This is a genomic window from Peloplasma aerotolerans (genome assembly GCF_030012175.1).
Classification (GTDB): domain Bacteria; phylum Bacillota_I; class Bacilli_A; order Acholeplasmatales; family Acholeplasmataceae; genus Peloplasma; species Peloplasma aerotolerans.
In genome coordinates, this window is sequence record NZ_JASCXW010000006.1 from 13510 (window position 1) to 31581 (window position 18072).

Annotated in this window: 12 protein-coding genes; 2 read left to right on the forward strand and 10 right to left on the reverse strand. The window is 32.7% G+C overall.

What is annotated here, in order from left to right; all coding sequences use genetic code 11:
* The first annotated feature begins 27 nt into the window (after positions 1-27).
* A complete protein-coding gene (locus QJ521_RS03085) occupies positions 28-609 on the forward strand; it encodes a class I SAM-dependent methyltransferase (RefSeq protein WP_282838956.1) in 582 nt (193 codons plus the stop codon).
* A 47-nt stretch (positions 610-656) separates the two neighbouring features.
* Here the strand turns inward: QJ521_RS03085 and QJ521_RS03090 are convergent, their stop codons facing one another.
* Both QJ521_RS03090 and QJ521_RS03095 read right to left on the reverse strand, forming a co-directional pair.
* Positions 657-1010 (reverse strand): glucosamine-6-phosphate deaminase, encoded by a 354-nt coding sequence (locus tag QJ521_RS03090; protein ID WP_282838957.1) that lies wholly within the window; start codon positions 1008-1010, stop codon positions 657-659.
* Positions 1011-1107: 97 nt separating this feature from the next.
* On the reverse strand, positions 1108-2535 hold the full coding sequence (locus QJ521_RS03095) for a sensor domain-containing diguanylate cyclase (protein WP_282838958.1): 1428 nt from the start codon (positions 2533-2535) through the stop codon (positions 1108-1110).
* Between the two features lie 238 nt (positions 2536-2773).
* Here QJ521_RS03095 and QJ521_RS03100 point away from each other — a divergent pair, with 238 nt between their 5' ends.
* Positions 2774-3481 (forward strand): hypothetical protein, encoded by a 708-nt coding sequence (locus QJ521_RS03100; RefSeq protein WP_282838959.1) that lies wholly within the window; start codon positions 2774-2776, stop codon positions 3479-3481.
* Positions 3482-3534: 53 nt separating this feature from the next.
* Here QJ521_RS03100 and QJ521_RS03105 read toward each other — a convergent pair whose 3' ends face one another.
* The 8 genes from QJ521_RS03105 to QJ521_RS03140 all read right to left on the reverse strand — a co-directional run bounded on the left by QJ521_RS03105 (position 3535) and on the right by QJ521_RS03140 (position 18030).
* Complete coding sequence (locus QJ521_RS03105) at positions 3535-4566, reverse strand: LacI family DNA-binding transcriptional regulator (protein WP_282838960.1); 1032 nt, start codon at positions 4564-4566, stop codon at positions 3535-3537.
* Between the two features lie 40 nt (positions 4567-4606).
* Positions 4607-5239: a beta-phosphoglucomutase gene (gene pgmB / locus QJ521_RS03110; protein WP_282838961.1), complete on the reverse strand. Its 633-nt coding sequence runs from the start codon at positions 5237-5239 to the stop codon at positions 4607-4609.
* Positions 5236-7404 carry a glycoside hydrolase family 65 protein gene (locus QJ521_RS03115; protein ID WP_282838962.1) on the reverse strand — a complete coding sequence of 723 codons (2169 nt, stop codon included), beginning with the start codon at positions 7402-7404 and terminating at the stop codon, positions 5236-5238. Before QJ521_RS03115 ends, pgmB begins: the two co-directional genes overlap by 4 nt.
* A complete protein-coding gene (locus tag QJ521_RS03120; RefSeq protein WP_282838963.1) occupies positions 7391-9637 on the reverse strand; it encodes a glycoside hydrolase family 65 protein in 2247 nt (748 codons plus the stop codon). Before QJ521_RS03120 ends, QJ521_RS03115 begins: the two co-directional genes overlap by 14 nt.
* Before the next feature lies 1 nt (position 9638).
* Positions 9639-10955 carry an ABC transporter ATP-binding protein gene (locus tag QJ521_RS03125; RefSeq protein WP_282838964.1) on the reverse strand — a complete coding sequence of 439 codons (1317 nt, stop codon included), beginning with the start codon at positions 10953-10955 and terminating at the stop codon, positions 9639-9641.
* A gap of 8 nt (positions 10956-10963) precedes the next feature.
* A complete protein-coding gene (locus QJ521_RS03130) occupies positions 10964-13030 on the reverse strand; it encodes an ABC transporter permease (RefSeq protein WP_282838965.1) in 2067 nt (688 codons plus the stop codon).
* Position 13031: 1 nt separating this feature from the next.
* On the reverse strand, positions 13032-14429 hold the full coding sequence (locus QJ521_RS03135) for an ABC transporter substrate-binding protein (protein WP_282838966.1): 1398 nt from the start codon (positions 14427-14429) through the stop codon (positions 13032-13034).
* A 112-nt stretch (positions 14430-14541) separates the two neighbouring features.
* Positions 14542-18030, reverse strand: a complete 3489-nt coding sequence (locus tag QJ521_RS03140) for an InlB B-repeat-containing protein (RefSeq protein ID WP_282838967.1) — start codon at positions 18028-18030, stop codon at positions 14542-14544.
* Positions 18031-18072: the final 42 nt, after the last annotated feature.

The following is an 18072-nucleotide window of genomic DNA, read 5'->3' on the forward strand; positions in this document are numbered from 1 at the left end:
ATATATAAGGATGTAGGGAGTCAAAATATGGTATCCTTCTACGATTCATTCATGGTTCTATTTGAAAAACGATTTCTACGTAAAGCAAGACAAAGCATTTTATCTAAAGCATCAGGCCGTGTGCTAGAAATCGGTGGTGGTACTGGTCTCAATCTTATGCAATATCATTTTGATATTATTGATTCATTAATCATTACTGATATAGATATTGATAAAAGATTAATCAAGCGTGTGCAAAAACATCCTCATCAAGACAAGATAAAAATAAACGAAACATCTGTAGAAAATCTATCTTTTCCAGATGCTTCATTTGATACTGTTATTTTTACTCTAGTATTTTGCACTGTTACAGATGTTAATCAAGGCTTGCAAGAAATAAAAAGAGTGCTTAAAGATAATGGAAGGTTGTTATTTATTGAACATATCCATCCTAGAAAAAAATCTTTAAGAACCATTTTTAATTGGATTAATCCAGTCTGGAAAAAAATATCATCTGGCTGTAATTTAAATAGAGACATCAAAACTTCATTGGAAGAAAATGGGTTTACGATTGGTGAGTACCAATATTTAACCAAACAGATATTTGTTGGTGGTTGTGCAAAAAAATAATCCACATATCATCAATCGATATCAGAATTATTTTAGTTGTTTATTTATTATTTTAATTGACTTGCTGCATTTTCATCTATAATCACTGTGCAATCAGGATGTAGTTGAAGAATTGATGCTGGCAAGTTTTTTGTTACCTTACCTTTAATCATTTTACGAATAACACTTGCTTTTTCCTTACCTGAGGCAATAAGTACGATTTTCTTAGAATACATAATATTTTTTATGCCCATGGTTATTGCATACTTAGGTACTTCATCAAGGCTATCAAAAAATCTAGAATTATCTAGTCTAGTTTGCTCATCTAGGGTTACGATAAATGTTTCATTTCCTAAAGGTGTTCCAGGTTCATTAAAGCCTATGTGACCATTGGTTCCTATACCTAAAATCTGAACATCCATTAATGATGGTCATTTTATCGCAAATGTAAAAATTTTTTCATGTTTCTTCGAATAAAACAAAAAAAGTCTTGCAAAGGAGGATGCAAGACTTATAGCATTATATTGATACTTTACCGTTCTTTTTATCTTCATACATGCGCTGATCTGCAATACGCATAATGCCTAAGATTTCTTTTTCATCTTCAGGATAACTTGCTACACCACACCCAAATCCAACGATATGTTCTACGTTTTCATATACAAAAGTTCTTTTTAGAGCTGCTTGTCTTATACGCTGTAATATGATTTGTCCTTTTTCAAGGTTAGCATTTGACATCGTCAACACAAACTCATCTCCACCAGTTCTAGATAAAACATCGTTATCTCTAATGTTATCTTTAATAATCGTTGTGAAATGTCTCAATAATTCATCCCCAACATTATGACCATATGTATCATTAATTTGTTTTAAATTGTTAATATCCATCACAGCGATGCAAAACTCTTTATCAGTTTTTTTTGCTTCCTCAAATATATCATGCAAAGTTTTTTCATGATGTTTTCTTGAATAGACTCCTGTAAGTGTATCGTATTTTGATAAATTATAAATTTTTTCAACCAACAAATGATTGTTAAGTGCTATTTCAATTTGAGAGGCAAAATGTTTAACATAACTTTTATCCTGTTCGTCAAATGCATCATAATCCTCTATATTATCTAAGTTAATAAAACCATAAATCGTGTCATTTAAGACAAATGAACAAGTGAGAACTGATTTTGCTGTCAATGCATCATGGTCTTCCATAGATTTTGTTGTTTCTGCTTTTAAGTTTCTCTTATTAAATGTTTTGATATCACTAATAACAATAGGTTCATATAATACACCTAATTTAAACTGATACATGTCTTCAAAATATAGATCTATTTTCTTTAAGCTTGCTAAATCATATCCTACTGCTGCCTTAAATTCCATGCGATCGTCATTTCTTATTAAAATGCTGCCTGATTGTGCTTTGGGAATTATTTGAACTGCTTTTTCTAAAATAGTTTGCAATATTTGATCTAAATTATCATTAATCAACATGCTTGTTGTAATCTCAGACATTGATTTAGTTATTTTTGAATATAGATTCAGTTGATTATATCTGCCCATCAAAATTTGATAATCGATACGTTCAGATTGAATTGCTTTTTCAAAATACCTGAGGAAAAAAATAATTAACCCAAAGACAAAAATTAGATTCATTTGAAGTTCTAGTTCTCTAACATTATCTACAAATAGAGTGGCAACATTGTATATAGAAATAAATAACAATGAGGAAATTGCACCTAATATTTCATGTGTGAAAAATAAAATAACAAATAGAATTAAAAGTATCGGAACCACAATGTATGCGAACTTTGCAAAAGATGATAAGCTGCTATAAACAGGGTATTTTCTAATGACTATCGTAAAAAGAATAATTGCAAATGTGTAAATAACGGCAGCAAAACGAACAATTCTTTTCGCTTTTGGTATGATATCCATATAATTATATGCTTTCATGCAATCACCCTTTCTTTCAAAATTCTTTCAACCTTATTTTATCATGTTTTGAAGTTCAAAGTATATTATTAATAAACATGTAAGAAACATCACAAATAAGTAAGTATTTAAATATATGTATTCTAAATAGTCGATTTTATTTTAAGAATATCCACGAAATATAGTATAATGTTACAGAATATAAACGATACGAAAAGTGTTGATAGTGATATAAACTACAAAGGAAAAGGACATTACTATGGAGACAACAGTCAAAAATAAACCAAATAACATCATGTATTTGGTTTTTGCTATGGTAGCATTTGGTTTTTTAGGGTTAGAATTTGGTGTGCTCTTAATTTCAAGAATCATCGATGGCAGAAGTTTAGCACAAATCGGCAACTGGCCAATTCATTGGTATGGAGCTATCGCTCATTGGGTCATCACAATCATTGTATGGTTGATTGGTGTATATCTTATTTACTTGTGGGCAAAAAAGAAAGACATTATTAAAGACCTAATTGATTTTAAACTTTCAAATAGAGTCTTTTATTTAGTCATTATAGCAATCCTAACTGTGATTGCTTCAGCAATGGTGCAAATGTTTATCAGTGGTGCACAATTTCCTCAAGTTTTTAGTGAATACAAAGGATTTGAAATCATGTATGGAGATAAAGCATTTATCGTCACTTTGTTTCAAGTGTTATACTACTTTGCAGAGATGTTGCTCGTTTTTGTTATGATTGTGCTTTTTCAAAAGTTTGGTGAAGGAGTTTTTAAAAACACATATATTCCATATGGCAGTATTGGTTTGATGTTGACCTGGGGTATGATTCATTTCATATCACATCCAGCAGGTGCATTAGGCGTGACGATATGGGCTCTTGTTCCTGGGGTACTTTATGTATATGGCAAAAAAAGTTTCTTACCTGTTTATTTATTGCTTGTTCTAGGATTCATTTTATAAGCAATCATCATATATATCAAAAAGTCTCCCTAATTGGAAGACTTTTTTTATGGTTATATTTTTTTTGTACTGCCCCTAATAATTAATTTTGATTTTACCATTTGTGAATCTGTTGTTCTTGTATTGGCTAGTATATCTTTCATAATCAAATTAGCAGCTATTTCTCCTTTTTTTGAAATAAACTGTCTGATGGTTGTTAAACCTGGTGAAGTAAATGATGCCGCTTGAATATCATCGAAGCCAACAATAGATAATTCATCCGGTATCTTCTTACCTGCATCTTGGCATGCTTTCATAATACCTAACGCTACAATATCAGCATCAACAACTAAAGCTGTTAAATCAACTTTTTCTTTCATTAAGCGTTGTGCGAACTTAACGCCACCTTCAAAAGTTGTTAATGTCTCAAAAACACAATCATTATTGATTTTTAAATTACCCTCAAGCATGGCTTTACCGTAACCTAAGTATCTATTATTATGAATTGGAGATTCTTTAATTGATCCACCAACAAATCCGATTTTCTTATGACCTAAACCAATTAAATGTTTTGCTGCTAGATAAGAACCTTCTGCATCATCAGTGTTTACAGAATGGAAGTCATTAGCATATGTTTCATAAATATCAGTTAATACAGTTGGTATACCTAATGCTTTAACTTCTTCGTAAATATCAGGTGGGTAAGAACCTAACAAGATGATGCCATCTAAACCACGACTTTTAATCCAGTTCTTATATTTACCTTTAACTTGAATACCTGATAATAAAATATCATATCCGTATGAAGCGATAACTTTATGTATTTCCCCTAAATATTCAGCAAAAAAAGGATTGGTTTCTAAAAGAGTTCCTGTTGTATCAGATGGAGCAATCAGCGGTAATGTTACACCAATCAGTTTTGTTCTTCCATTTGATAAAGATCTAGCGTTGATACTTGGAATATAATCCAAATCAGCCATAATCTTTCTAACACGCTCTTTAGTCTTTTCAGAAACTTTATCTACATCATTAATGACATATGAAACTGTTGCTGTTGAAACGCCAGCTAATCTTGCAATTTCAGCAATATTCGTTTTTTTTGTCATACTTCTCCTTTTTTAAACTTATTCTATTTATATTATACACCTAAACAATCGATAACAAATCTCTAATGTCATCAAGTTTATGGTCAGCTTGTTCTGATTTTTTTGCATCAAATACAGCAATCGCTAACATACCAGCTTTTTTAGCAGCTTCTATGCCTACCGTAGCGTCTTCAATGACTGCACATGAGGAATAAGAAACTCCTAGTTTTTCTGCAGCTCTTAAAAAAACATCTGGTGCTGGTTTTGAGTTCTCAATATCTGTTCCATCAGCAATTGCATCGAACAAACATGAAATACCTAGATATTTTAATATTGTTTTTGCATTTCTAGATGATGAACCGATTGCTATTTTTATACCTTGTTCTTTAAGATTCAATAGTACATCATAAACATGTGGCAACATATCGTTTGGTGAAAGTTGCTTAAGTAGATCAACATAATAATCATTTTTTGTTTTTGCTAGTTTTTCTTTTTCTGATTCACTGTATGTCTTATCTGCTTTTTCTAACATGATATTTAAAGAATCCATGCGTGATACTCCACGAAGTCGATGATTGATTTTCTCGTCAAAATAAATGTCCTCTTGATCTGCTACATGTTTCCACGCTTCATAATGAAGTTGATCAGTACTAACAATAACACCATCTAGATCAAATATAACTGCTTTAATCATGACTGAACCTCCTTGATTTCTTTATGTTTGTTTGAAACATAGATTTGATACTTCTTTCCTTGGTGGATAATTTTATAAGATAAAGATTTTATTGACTTTGGTAGCTGTGGATTAACACTTATTTTATCTGTTAATGACAAACCAGAAAATCCATAAATTGCTGTCATATATGCACCACCAGATGCTGCCGGATGAGTACCACCAATATAAATATCACCAGCATATGCTTTAGATAATCCTGTTAAATCAACGGTTGCTGATTTCATAAAGAGTGGATAGGCGTATTCAGGATTGGCAATCATGCATGCAACAAGTGCATACATGCTTGCTGATAATGATGATCCGTGTTCAGTTCTTGGTTCATAATACTTCCAGTTGGCTTCCATGGTGTTTAAATCAAAATCATCTTTAAATAGATAAAGCATTGTGATGACATCAGCTTGCTTAATGATTTGAGTATCACCAGCTAAACCTTGTCCACCTAAATACTCATTTTCATGTAACTTCTTTTTAAGTAATTCTTTTAGTGGTATATCTTGAAACTTAAAATATCCATCAAATTGTTCGATTAAAAGATTGTTTAACATTTCTTTTTGATAGACTTTATCTTTAATTTGATGGATTTCCTGAAGTGGCTTTCTAAAGCCAATTCCATGAACTAGTTCATCAAAGTATTTATCATTTTCTTTTTTAAAATATGCTTCATAAAGAATCACGATATCAAATACCATTTTAACCATTCGATTGGTAAAAGCATTATTGTGAACACGTTCGTGATATTCATCTGGACCCATAACATCCCATACTTCGAATCGATCATCTAGAATAGAATACTTGCCGTAATCTAAATAAAATCTAGCAACTTCTAGAATAACCTCAAGAGCTCCTTGCTTTAAAATTGAATAGTCGAGTGTGCGATGAATATAGGTTTGGATTGCATAAACAATATCCGCAGATATGTGAACTTGTTTGTCTTTGAAGTAAGTTCTGATCAGTCTTTTAGTAAATACATCTGTAACATTATAATCGGTACAAGCATCAAATCCATCTTCTTGAGATTCCCATGCATAAAATGCCCCTTGGAATCCATAGGATGCTGCTTTTTCTTTCGCTCCCTTTAGACCATGAATGCGATAATCAATTATATGTTTAGCACTATTTAAATCCGTATTTAGGTAAAAAGGCAACATAAAGATTTCAGTATCCCAAAAGATTGCTCCCTTATATGTTTGACCAGATATACCTCTGGCTGGAATCGATGCTTGGCGATAGTTATGAGGTGCTAATAGCAATAAATGATAAATAGAATATCTTAATGCAAGTTGTGCATCCTCATCTCCTTCTATCATAACATCTGCATCCATCCATTTAAGATCCCATGCTTGTTGATGCTTAATGATTTTCTTATCGAAACCTTCAGATGCAATTTCATCAAGTGTTGTTAGTAATTGATAATCATCTTCATTAATACCAATGACTGCATATTGATAGAAAGTATACGTTTCATTTGCTTTTGCATTTACTTTGATGTTATAAAAAACACCTGTTGATGTTGTCAAAGTTTTAAAATGATGAGGTTCAAACTTTAGATCCACGTATTTTAAAGTTTGAATTTTGTAACCTTTTTCATGTGTTACTCCATAAGCTTTTAAATAAGGTTTATCATTGGTTTGAACTGCTTTTATATGCGGTCCATTAATATCCCATATTTGTGTATCAATGCCTGTTAAGATATCAAGTGTAGCATCTTGATTGATAGATACCTGATAAACCCCTATGATTGCTCTTTGATCATTAGCCGATACAAACCTTTTAGAATCGATTGTGATTAACATGTCTTCCTTTTTAAATACACTATGTCTTCTCATTGTTGAATCTTTAATATTTAGTATTTGATGGTGTTCTATAGGTTCTTGGTTCAACACATCAATAGGTTCATGATTAACATGAATTACTGTATATAAAGGATTGAATGCATTGACTGGTTCTCTCCAACCATGACCAACTTGATCATAGACTAAAGGACAATTGATAGCAACCAATTGTTCTTTTCTATACTCATCTAGTGTTCCTCGAACACCTAGTTTTAAATGACCAGTTAAAAACTGGTTGCCATGGTGAATGATTTGTTCTTGATTAAATCCAGATATTTTAATTTCCCACATGTATGGTTGTCATTCCCTTTTTTAAATGGTAAGCCTTATCGTATATCATTAAAGGTTCTTTTAAGTCTTGATCTAATGTTAATGTGATTTCTTTGGGGTTAACATAAACGCGTATATTTGAATCGAAATAATGGAAGTTAAATTGATATGATTTCCATGTATCAGGACAGTATGGTGCTAATTTTAAGATGTTACCATCGCTTCTTAATCCGCCAAAACCATAGACGATATTAACCCAAGCTGCAGCAATCGATGTTAAATGTAGCCCTTCTTTAGTGTTTCTATTATAATCATCTAAATCCATTCTTGTTGCGAATCTAAAAAACTCTAGAGCTTGTTTTTTGTAACCAAGTTCAGATGCAAATATAGAGTGTATCGATGGAGATAATGATGATTCATGAATTGTTTTTGGTTCATAGTAATCATAATTAGCTTTTTTAGTTTCTATGTCAAAACGTTGATTAAACAAAAACATAAACATTAATACATCAGGTTGTTTAATCATGTCGTTTCGATAGATACGATCATAACTCCAATGAGCATATAAAGGAAAATCAGTAACTGGGATACTATGAATATCGATATGTGGAAGATCATGGAACCCTTCGTGTTGTTCATAAATCTTAGTCTTTTCATCATAAGGAATATACATTAACTCACATTGTTTTTTCATGACTTCAATTTCGGATGTTGTTAATCCTAAGTTTTGTACCACCTTTTGAATTTGTGGTTGGTTTTGATATGTTTCGTAAACATCAATCATCCAAAACATAGATTCTTTTGCTAAAAGGTTAGTGTATGCATTGTGATTGACCATCATTTGGAACTCATCTGGTCCCATAACTCCATAATATCCGAATTTGGTTTGATCTTGATTGTATTGTCCTCTAGATGAGAAAAATCTTGCGATTTCAACAAGCATTTCGAAACCATAGTTCAACATGAAATCAATATCTTTGGTATTCTTAACATAATGCCATATTGCATATGCAACAGCACTTGATGGTTGAAATTGAAGTGATGCATGTTGCCACAGGTCACATGCTTCATCGCCATTTAATGTAGCAATCGGATAACATGCTCCTTTGCAATCAAGTTCTTGTGCACGCTTTTTAGCTTGTTTTAAAGTGTTATATCTAAACATTAATAAATTTTTGGCTGCTTTAGGATTTGTAAACAGGTAAACTGGAACACAATAGGTTTCCGAATCCCAGAAAGCATGACCAGAGTATGCTTCTCCTGTTAATCCTTTTGCACCAATGTTATTTTCTTCTGAAACACCTAAATATGTGTTCACAAGTTGAAATAAACAATATCTAATGCCTTGTTGGTTTTCTGGATCACCTTCGATAAGAATATCATTTTCGCTAAAATAGTTTTGATAAAACAACTGATTATCTTGATAAGTTTTTTCATAGGATGCATGATTCAATAATTTAGAGGATTCTTCAAGATATGTATCTATTGATTTCTCTCCTTTTTTATCAATGAGTGAAACAATAGTTTTTTGTATGATTACAGGTTTGTTCAGATTAAAATTAATGGTCTCAATGTTCAATCGTCCCTTAAAATTAATTTGTGATTGATAACTTGTATTGACATCTAGATTATATCTACTGAATAGACTTTGATTAGTTGTTGTATAACCTAATGCATAACCATTGCCATATGCTTTGACATCCCAAAAACCAGGTTTACCCCAGTGTTTTGTTCTAAAATCGATGCCGATTTGAATACTCATTTGACCCTGATAATGAATGGGTTCAATCTTTATGTTCTGATGACTCACTTGATAAGTCGTCATGTTTAAAATACGTTTGAAAGTAATTTTAAATAAATCCTTGACTTGATATGACCTTGTTTGTTCACCTGTTTTTAAATCAAGTTCTCTTTTATAATCAGATATGTTATTCGGATTAAAAACAAACATTTCATCACCGACAAAAATTCTTGTGTAAAAAGCATTCGCAGCATTAACCATATAGTGAGACTTGTCGGAAATGCCTTTATAATGACTTCTTTGGATATTCTTGGGAATCTCATATATACCATTGAAATAAGTACCTATTAAAGATTCTTTTGGATAACCTTCATCAAAGAAACCACGAACACCCATATATTCATTTGATAGCGAAAACAATGATTCTGAGACAACGGCTTGTTTCTCATGAAATCCTGTTTCAATGATTTTCCATGGATCCACGTCCAAATATCTTTGTGCAATTTTTCCCATGTTATATCTCCTTGTCTGCTAAGCATGCTTTTATATAATGAACATAAGTAAAAACATCCTTTAAATCTTTAAGCTGAATTTCTTTTTTATTTTGAGTATACGTGTAAATTTTATTCTTTTCGTCAATCTTTAAATCAGCATTCTTTTCATCATAATCAATTTCATATCCATAATTTTGAAGCTCGTTTACAATTTGTAAATGTTCATAATCTTTGGGTTGATCATCAATGATAATCTTTGTTTGAACTGTATCTAGAACTCTTTTTTTATCTTGATTAAATAAAAGCGCATGTCCTTTGAAGTCTAAATAAACTTGTATCTTTTCTTCAAAGTCTCTATCAACAACTGCTCTAAATGTCTGCCCTAAAGCTTCAATATGTAATAACTTATTTAATCCATAATGTTCAACTGCCACTAATGTTCCTGAAATTCGATAATCGCTTTGTTGATGATAGACCACTAAGTCTTTTGGTCGTATCGCAATATGTCCCTTATCAATTTTGTGTTTTTTCATAAGTTTCGCAATCTCTTGATTATAAATCATTTTAGATCCTTGAGTGTAAAGTAAACCATCCTTGTACTCAACTGTTAACACATTTGCTTCAGGAGTCCCCATAAATGTTACAACATCTAAATGCATCGGGTCGTGATACATTTGGTAAGGTGTCCCAACTTGGACAATCTTACCTTCCATCATTAAAACAATACGACTTGCCATTGCCATAGCTTCTATTTGATCATGTGTCACATAGATACAAGTCATGCGAAACATTTTTTGTAACGTTATGAGTTCAGTACGCATTTCTTCTCTTAAGACTGCATCAAGATTTGATAATGGTTCATCAAATAAAACTAAAGAAGATTGATCGACTAACGCTCTTGCAAGTGCAACTCTTTGACGTTGTCCACCAGATAGTTGATTGGGATAACTATTGAGTTTTTCATATAATGATAATTTTATAGCAGTTTCTTCTACTGTCTTCTTTTTTTCTAGTTGATTCATTTGCTTATTTAGTAAACCAAATTCAATATTTTCATAAACCGTCAGATTTGGTAATAATGCATAGTTTTGAAATACAAAACTCAATTTTCTAGTTGAAGGATCTTCGTCATTTTGAATTCTGTTATCAATATAAAGGTTTCCCTTTGTCATTTCTTCTAGTCCAGCAATCATTCTAAGTGTTGTAGTCTTACCTGAACCTGATGGGCCAACCAACACCAAAAATTCGTCATCAAAAATCTCTAATGAGATATCATCGATCACATAAGTATCTTTTTGGAAAGACTTATAAACATGTTGTAATGATATTTTGCTCATAAAAATACCTACTTAATGCCTGTTGTGGCTACATTAGATGTAATACGTTTTTGGAAGATAAAGAATAGGATAACTGGTGGAATCATCGTAAATAACAATAGACTTAAGAATTGATCAAGTGTTATGTTATATGCGAACATCTCCACATGGACTCTAAAGAGTTTAATCATAACTGTCCAATAATCTTGGTTATTAATCATAATATATGGTAATAAGAAGTCATTCCAAGCAGCAGTTACACTAAAGATTGCTACAACCATCATGACTGGAACTGATAATGGAACAATAATTTTAAAGAATGTTTGTAATTTACTAGCACCTTCAAGTTCAGCAACCTCAAATAAATCTTTGGGAAGTCCATCAAAGTGTGTTTTAAATAATAAGAAATTAAATGGCGAAGCACCAGCAATAAACCAAAATGGTATCAGAGTTATAAATGTGGATTGCACTTGTCTTAGTGTCATTCCTGTTAGATTTGCAAAGAATCGATAAATACTTGAAATATTCGTGTATAGGGGAACCAATGCCACCGCAGGTGGGATTAGCATCGATCCTAAGATTAGATAAAAGATGAACTTATGCCCTTTAGGCTTTAATACTGATATCACATAAGCTAATAATCCATTAAATAGTACTGCAGATATTGCAGCACCAAAAGAAATGAATAAAGAATTATAAACATTTCTCATAATTTGTGTTCTTTGGATGACCACCAAGTATTTTCCAAAATCAAATGAACTGGGGAAGAATGTATAGTTTTGTGGTGATTGAAGAATCTCATTACTGTTTTTAAATGATGTAAAGAATAACCATATAAACGGCATTAACACCATAAACATACCAATACATAAGATTGCATACATGATATAATAACCAATTCTGCGACTTGATTTCTTATAATCTGAATATGCTAGGATACCATCTTTTTTAGGTATAAAGATTTTTAATCCAAAAGTCTTGGTTCTCTTTAATATTGATTGGAAACCTTTAGAAATTGTTTTTAGCAACCATATTACTTTAGTCCATACAAGGACTTTATAGATTGCTTGTTTTATTTTTACCCAAACATTTTGAATTTGCTTAAGATACTGATGTATCGTTTTTTTCTCTTTTTGTTCAATCTTAGCTAAAAGCATTTCATAACTCATATACGGTTTAGAAAGAATACGTTGCTGATTCGTTCTCTTATCAAAGTATAAATAAACATATGTAAATACTAGCAAAATCAACATCGTGATAACACCTAATGCTGCTGCTTGACCAGTATCTTGTGTTGTATAAATTAACTTATAGATTAGTAAACCTAACGTATTTGCTGAGTCATTTGTTTGACCCATAAAAATCATAGGTTCATAAAATATTTGAAAAATCGAGATAATCTGAATAATAAGTAATAACTTAATATTGGGTAATAATGCAGGGATTGTTATATATCTTAATCTCTTCCAAACCGATAAACCTTTAATTCGACATGCCTCATACAATGAATTATCAATAGATTGAACAGTCGCAAGATAAATAAGCATAGTTGCTCCTGCTGATTTCCATGTTAATGTCATAATAATTAATGGAATAGATAGATGATCGTTTGAAATCCATCTAGAAGTTGGCAATCCTAATCTAGATAGTACAATATTAAAAAAACCATAATCGTTGGCATCCATCATAATCTTCCAAGTTAAGATAACTGCAATAGCAGGTACGATATTCGGAATATAGAAACCTACTTTGAAGAAACTCTTGGTTCGTATAACTTCACTAATAAGAAGGGCTAACAATATCGGTATTAAAAACCCAATGATCAACGAGAAAACTACATATAATAACGTATTTTCCAATGCTTGTGCAAATCGAGGATCTGCAAACACTCTGACATAGTTTTCAAATCCATGAAAACTAACAATATCAAAATTGTTCGTTTTCGCAAACGAGTAAACTATATTTTGTAAAAGTGGTCCCCAAATAAAAAATGCAAACAAAAGAAGAGATGGTATCGCAATGATCCATGATAACATCTCCTTTTTAAACAAATATCTCTTTTTAATTGTTTTGTTTACATTCGTTATCTCTACCATATTATCCGAGTTGCTCTCTTAAGTATGCTTCAAAAGCTTGTTGTTTTGAGTTTAATGATGAACGTACATCAAATCCTGGATTTTTTAAATTAACAACAACTTGATCTAATAGTTCATACATATATTGTGTATAGTAAGGTTCTTCTCTTCTTCTCGTATCTGGAAGCATTTCATAGAAATCTTGGAAATTATGGAATGCTTGTACATTCACGTATTGTGCATTAAGTGAATCAATCAATGTAGTATATTCTTCATTGACCCACGGTCTAACTTCAGGTAAGATTAACATATTTTTTCTGGTTGCAGTTTGAAGTCCTTCACGCATTGCACTTTGAGCAACTTGAGAAGTTTCTGGTGAGCGACCCATATATTCTAAGAACTTAATTGCTCCTTCAACAGCTTCATCTGTATCGTAAGCACTAAACATATATGGTGTTCCACCAAATAAGGTATATTGTCCTCCTGGACCACTTGGAATTGGAATAAATGCAATACTATTACGATTCATACCACCTTGCGTAATAACATTAGAAATAACGTCATTACCTGCGATTGCCATTGCAATCTGTCCATTTCCTAAACGTGTTGCCCATTCAGAATAGTTCATATTTCCTATCGGTACTAGATCATTATCATAAAAGCTTTTTAGAAACTCCATAGCTTCAACAGCTTCATCTGAATTTAGGTTTGCATGAACAACATTATTCGCATCAACAACTTGAAGAGACGCTCCAAATGCCCATGCATAATTTGAGTATTGCCATCCACCATTTTTATCCACATTTAAGATAATTAAACCGTCTACTCCTGTATTGGCTTTAATGGTTTCTGAGTAATCATAAAGTTCTTGCATCGTTTGTGGGTAATACTTAATTTCAGGATGATTGGGGTCAATAATATCATAGATACCATCACCATCGATATCACTGATTAATCCCGCATCATAAAATACATCCAAATTAACGATAATACCTAACCCATAACCATCTCGAGGAATACCGTATAAGCGTTCATCAAACGTTAAATATTCTCTTAAAGCTGGATCCATTTTATCAAACCAACCAAGTTCAGTTACGATGTCTGTAATGTCTTTTGCATGACCACCAGACACAATCATTTGTGGTTCAGTAAACCATGTTTGAAAAACAGTTGGCAACGTTTGCGAATTCGCACGTGCATAAAAAGCTTCTACAGAATATGTAAAAGATTCACCAATGATTTCATATTCAGGATAATCTTCTTCAAATCTTTCTTTCCATGTGTTAAACATTGCGATATCATCAGTATTCGCAGATTCTGGCCACATGCCAATGACAACTTCTATCTTTCCACTTCGACCACATGCAGCTAGTTGGAATATTATAAATGTCATCATCATTAATACAATTATTTTTTTCATATTTTATGTCTCCTAATGTTTTTATTGTACACCAATTTTTATGCAATAAAAACATTAGATTTCTTCCCCTCACCATGGAAGGGAAGAAATCCTCATATTTTTTTAAACTGTTTTATTCAACAGGTGAGTCGTTGAACAAACTAAGTTGATATCCATAAACATCTTGACTTAATACAAGATTGTCAATGATAACACCACCTTCATTCATGTGGAATCCTATCACTTGTAATCCACCTAAGTTTGTTACATATGCTGATAAATCGATTGTAACAGTTACAAAATCAGCACTTACATCAGATACAACACCATCAGTGACTAGTGTGTCCCAGTAAACGATATTGCCATCTCCAAGTTCTAATCTAAACTCATCTGCATTATTACCTGCATCTAATTTTACATCAAATGTGATGAACTTGCTTCCTGCTATTAAAGGTGAACCAAATCTTAGAGTTGCGTAACCATCAGTGACTAGTTCAATAGCTCCATCAGTTACTAACGCCCATTCACCCCACCAATATTTAGATCCATCATTTACAGGTGTAGTTTCAAAATCTTCTTCTAATAGAGGATACATACCATGATCATCATCTAACCATTGGAATGCCAAGTTGTCAATATATAAGATTGCACCATCATTTGCTTGTATTCCAAACTCATCAGCAAATGGTAATCCAGATAATGCAACATCAACAACGATACGTGCTGTAGATCCAACACTTGGTAATACGATAGGATTGCCATCAAGGCCAATCAGCTCATCGTTCCATTTGTGTGTACCACCAACATTAAGACCGAAACTACCTGCAGCTTCTACTTTTATATCAAATGAAATAAACTGAGGAACTCCCATAACGCCTGTATGATATTGTACATAACCAGCTGATCCATCAAGTTTTAACATCATGTTGCCTTCAACTTCTACAAATGATGATGGTGTTCCATAGTTCGAAGCCCAATATTGGCTTGGACCGTGTTGACCATTAGCATCACCTTCAGCTAAACCATCCCATGTACCCCATAATAATTCACCATCGTAATGAGGTAAAGCATTAAACCATGCGATGTTATCAAGTAAATAGATTTCACCATCACTTGCATGGAATCCAATTGTATCAGTAAGATCTAATCCACTTGCTACCCAGTCGATGACATATCTATGCCATTGACCGTCTAAATTAACAACCATTGGTGTTCCATTTTCTAATATAAGTTCACCATCTTTAGCCCATAATGGAGCGCCAGTTGGTCCAACTCTAAAGGAAACGATTGTTCCAGGTGTTGTCACTTTAAGATCAAATGCTAAGTAACGACCAGTTCCCATTGCTGCTGTATGATATTGTGCATAACCAGTTCCATCTAATTGTAGAGCTTGGTTATCATCACCATCTGCTACGATTGTAGTTGGTGAATCATATACGTTTGCCCAGTATTGTTGATCACTAACTTTTCCTTGAGCAGTTCCTAATTCTAAGCCTTCAAATGTTGCCCACATAAATTCTGAAGTTGTATCTAGTTGAGAAATAGGATTTGCAAAGAAGATTGCATCAAATGAAATGGATGAACCTGTGTAGTATAAGTTAAATCCTGAGAAATCTGTTGTATAACCTTCTGTTAAAGTCAGGTCAACAATTAGATACGTCCAATCACCATCAACATATGGATAGGATCCCATATCTTCAGGAATTGAAGGTAATCCTAAACCAGCTTGCCACTGGTTTGCATATACAGTTGGACCGTTAGCATCGTTAGAATCTATTTGCTGAAGTCTCAAGTTATCAAGTGTTCCAGTATCATTTAACTTATATTTAAATACCAAATATCTGTATTCATTCATATTTGCTTTTGATACTGATGTAACAGTGTAACTTACAAAATCTCCACCAGTTGAATCAAATGTTATAGCACCATCACCAATCGATGACGCAAATAGTCCAGAATAAGAAATAAGATATGTAAAACCATTATTCAAAGCCACTTCATTATCGCCTGACCAAACACTCGTTGTACCAATTGTTGGACGACTGAAGTTATCATAAATCAAAGGTTGTTCTAGATTTAATACTGGATATTCAACAGCTTCATAAACGCCTAGATAAGATAGGAATGCTAATGATATTGCAACATCAGTTGCACCTTCATTAATAAGTTTATAACCAGCAATAATATCTGAACCATCGTAGATGTCTTCATATGGAATCGTTACATTTAACCAACCACTACCTAATGCTGTTGGTAATCCATCGATATCGGCAAATGATGTCGCTTCGCCTACAGTTCCATTTTCAAATATAGGAGCAACACTTAAATCATTGATGTCTAGAAGTCCAGGTGAAGCTTGTCTAAGTCTTAAAACAAGGTGTGTGTTATCTGGATTTACATCAGTGTCAATGAACTCTCCATAATGACCATCAGGTTGAATAGTTACATAAGTTCCAACTTGAACACCTACAGTTCCACTCCAATAATCTTTATTTTGATTATAGTCACTACCTTCATATGGGAAAATTGGATTTGGAACTTTTGAGTAATAAGCATCTTTAAGTTCTAAAATACCACTACCATCTCCAGAGATGTTCATTAAATGGAACCCAACGATCTCGCCTGATGCTGGAACATTTGCATGTCCTGTTTTACCAATAAATTCTTTGCCATCTAATGTGTCAGTAATGCTAATGACATAATTATGCCAATTCTCATCAAGTTCTCTAACATTATTTTCTAAATCGGGATCAAATGTATCCGTGAAAGGTATAACTAATACTTCGCGGTTATCATCTAGTCTAAATCCAATCGCTAAATCTTCAACAGATGCTCCAGCAAATCCTCTTAATCTTATTACAAGATATTGGAATGCTGATGTAGCAGCATTAGCGCTACCTGCTTGTTTCCATAAAGCACCGTCTGGATTGTTTCCAATTGTACCTGAATAACCAACCGAAATATAAGGTTGATCAGAATCAATTGATGCATTTAATACGATTTCAGAATCAATAGTGTTTGCTGTAAAAGCATTAATCAGTTGATCGAAATCAGAGTTGTATACTCTACCTTGATATAGTGGTGAGTCAGGAATGCCTAAAAATGAATATTTAGCATAAAGTTCGATATTGCTATTCACTGGTGCAGAAAAATCATAAGCTACACCATTTAAGAGCCACCCATTAAATGAGAATGCTGCCTTTTCAGGTTGAGTAGGCTCTATAGCTTGATCACCTGCATCTACAATCTGTGATGATACTGCAGTTCCGCCAACTGAATTAAAGGAAACTGTATACTCTGTTTCAACAACAACTTCAGTGTATTTAGCAACCAACGTAATGTTTGCTGTTACAGGTGTTGAAAACACATAAGCATCATCACCTAAGAACCAATCATTAAATGTATAACCTTCTTTTGTAGGGTCTTGAGGTCTTTGTACTGTGTTACCTTCTTCGACTTCAACAGTAACTGGAGTTGTTCCGTTATCTGCATTAAATGTCACAGTAAATGTTGTTGGAGTTTCCGTAGGAACAGTCGGATCTTCCGGCTTACAGCTGACCAGTAAAAGCACAGTCAGTACCAAAAGAAACGTTCGAAAAATTTGAATACTAATTTTTTTCATATTTTCTCCTTACTCATGTATGATAGTTTACATGATTCTCTA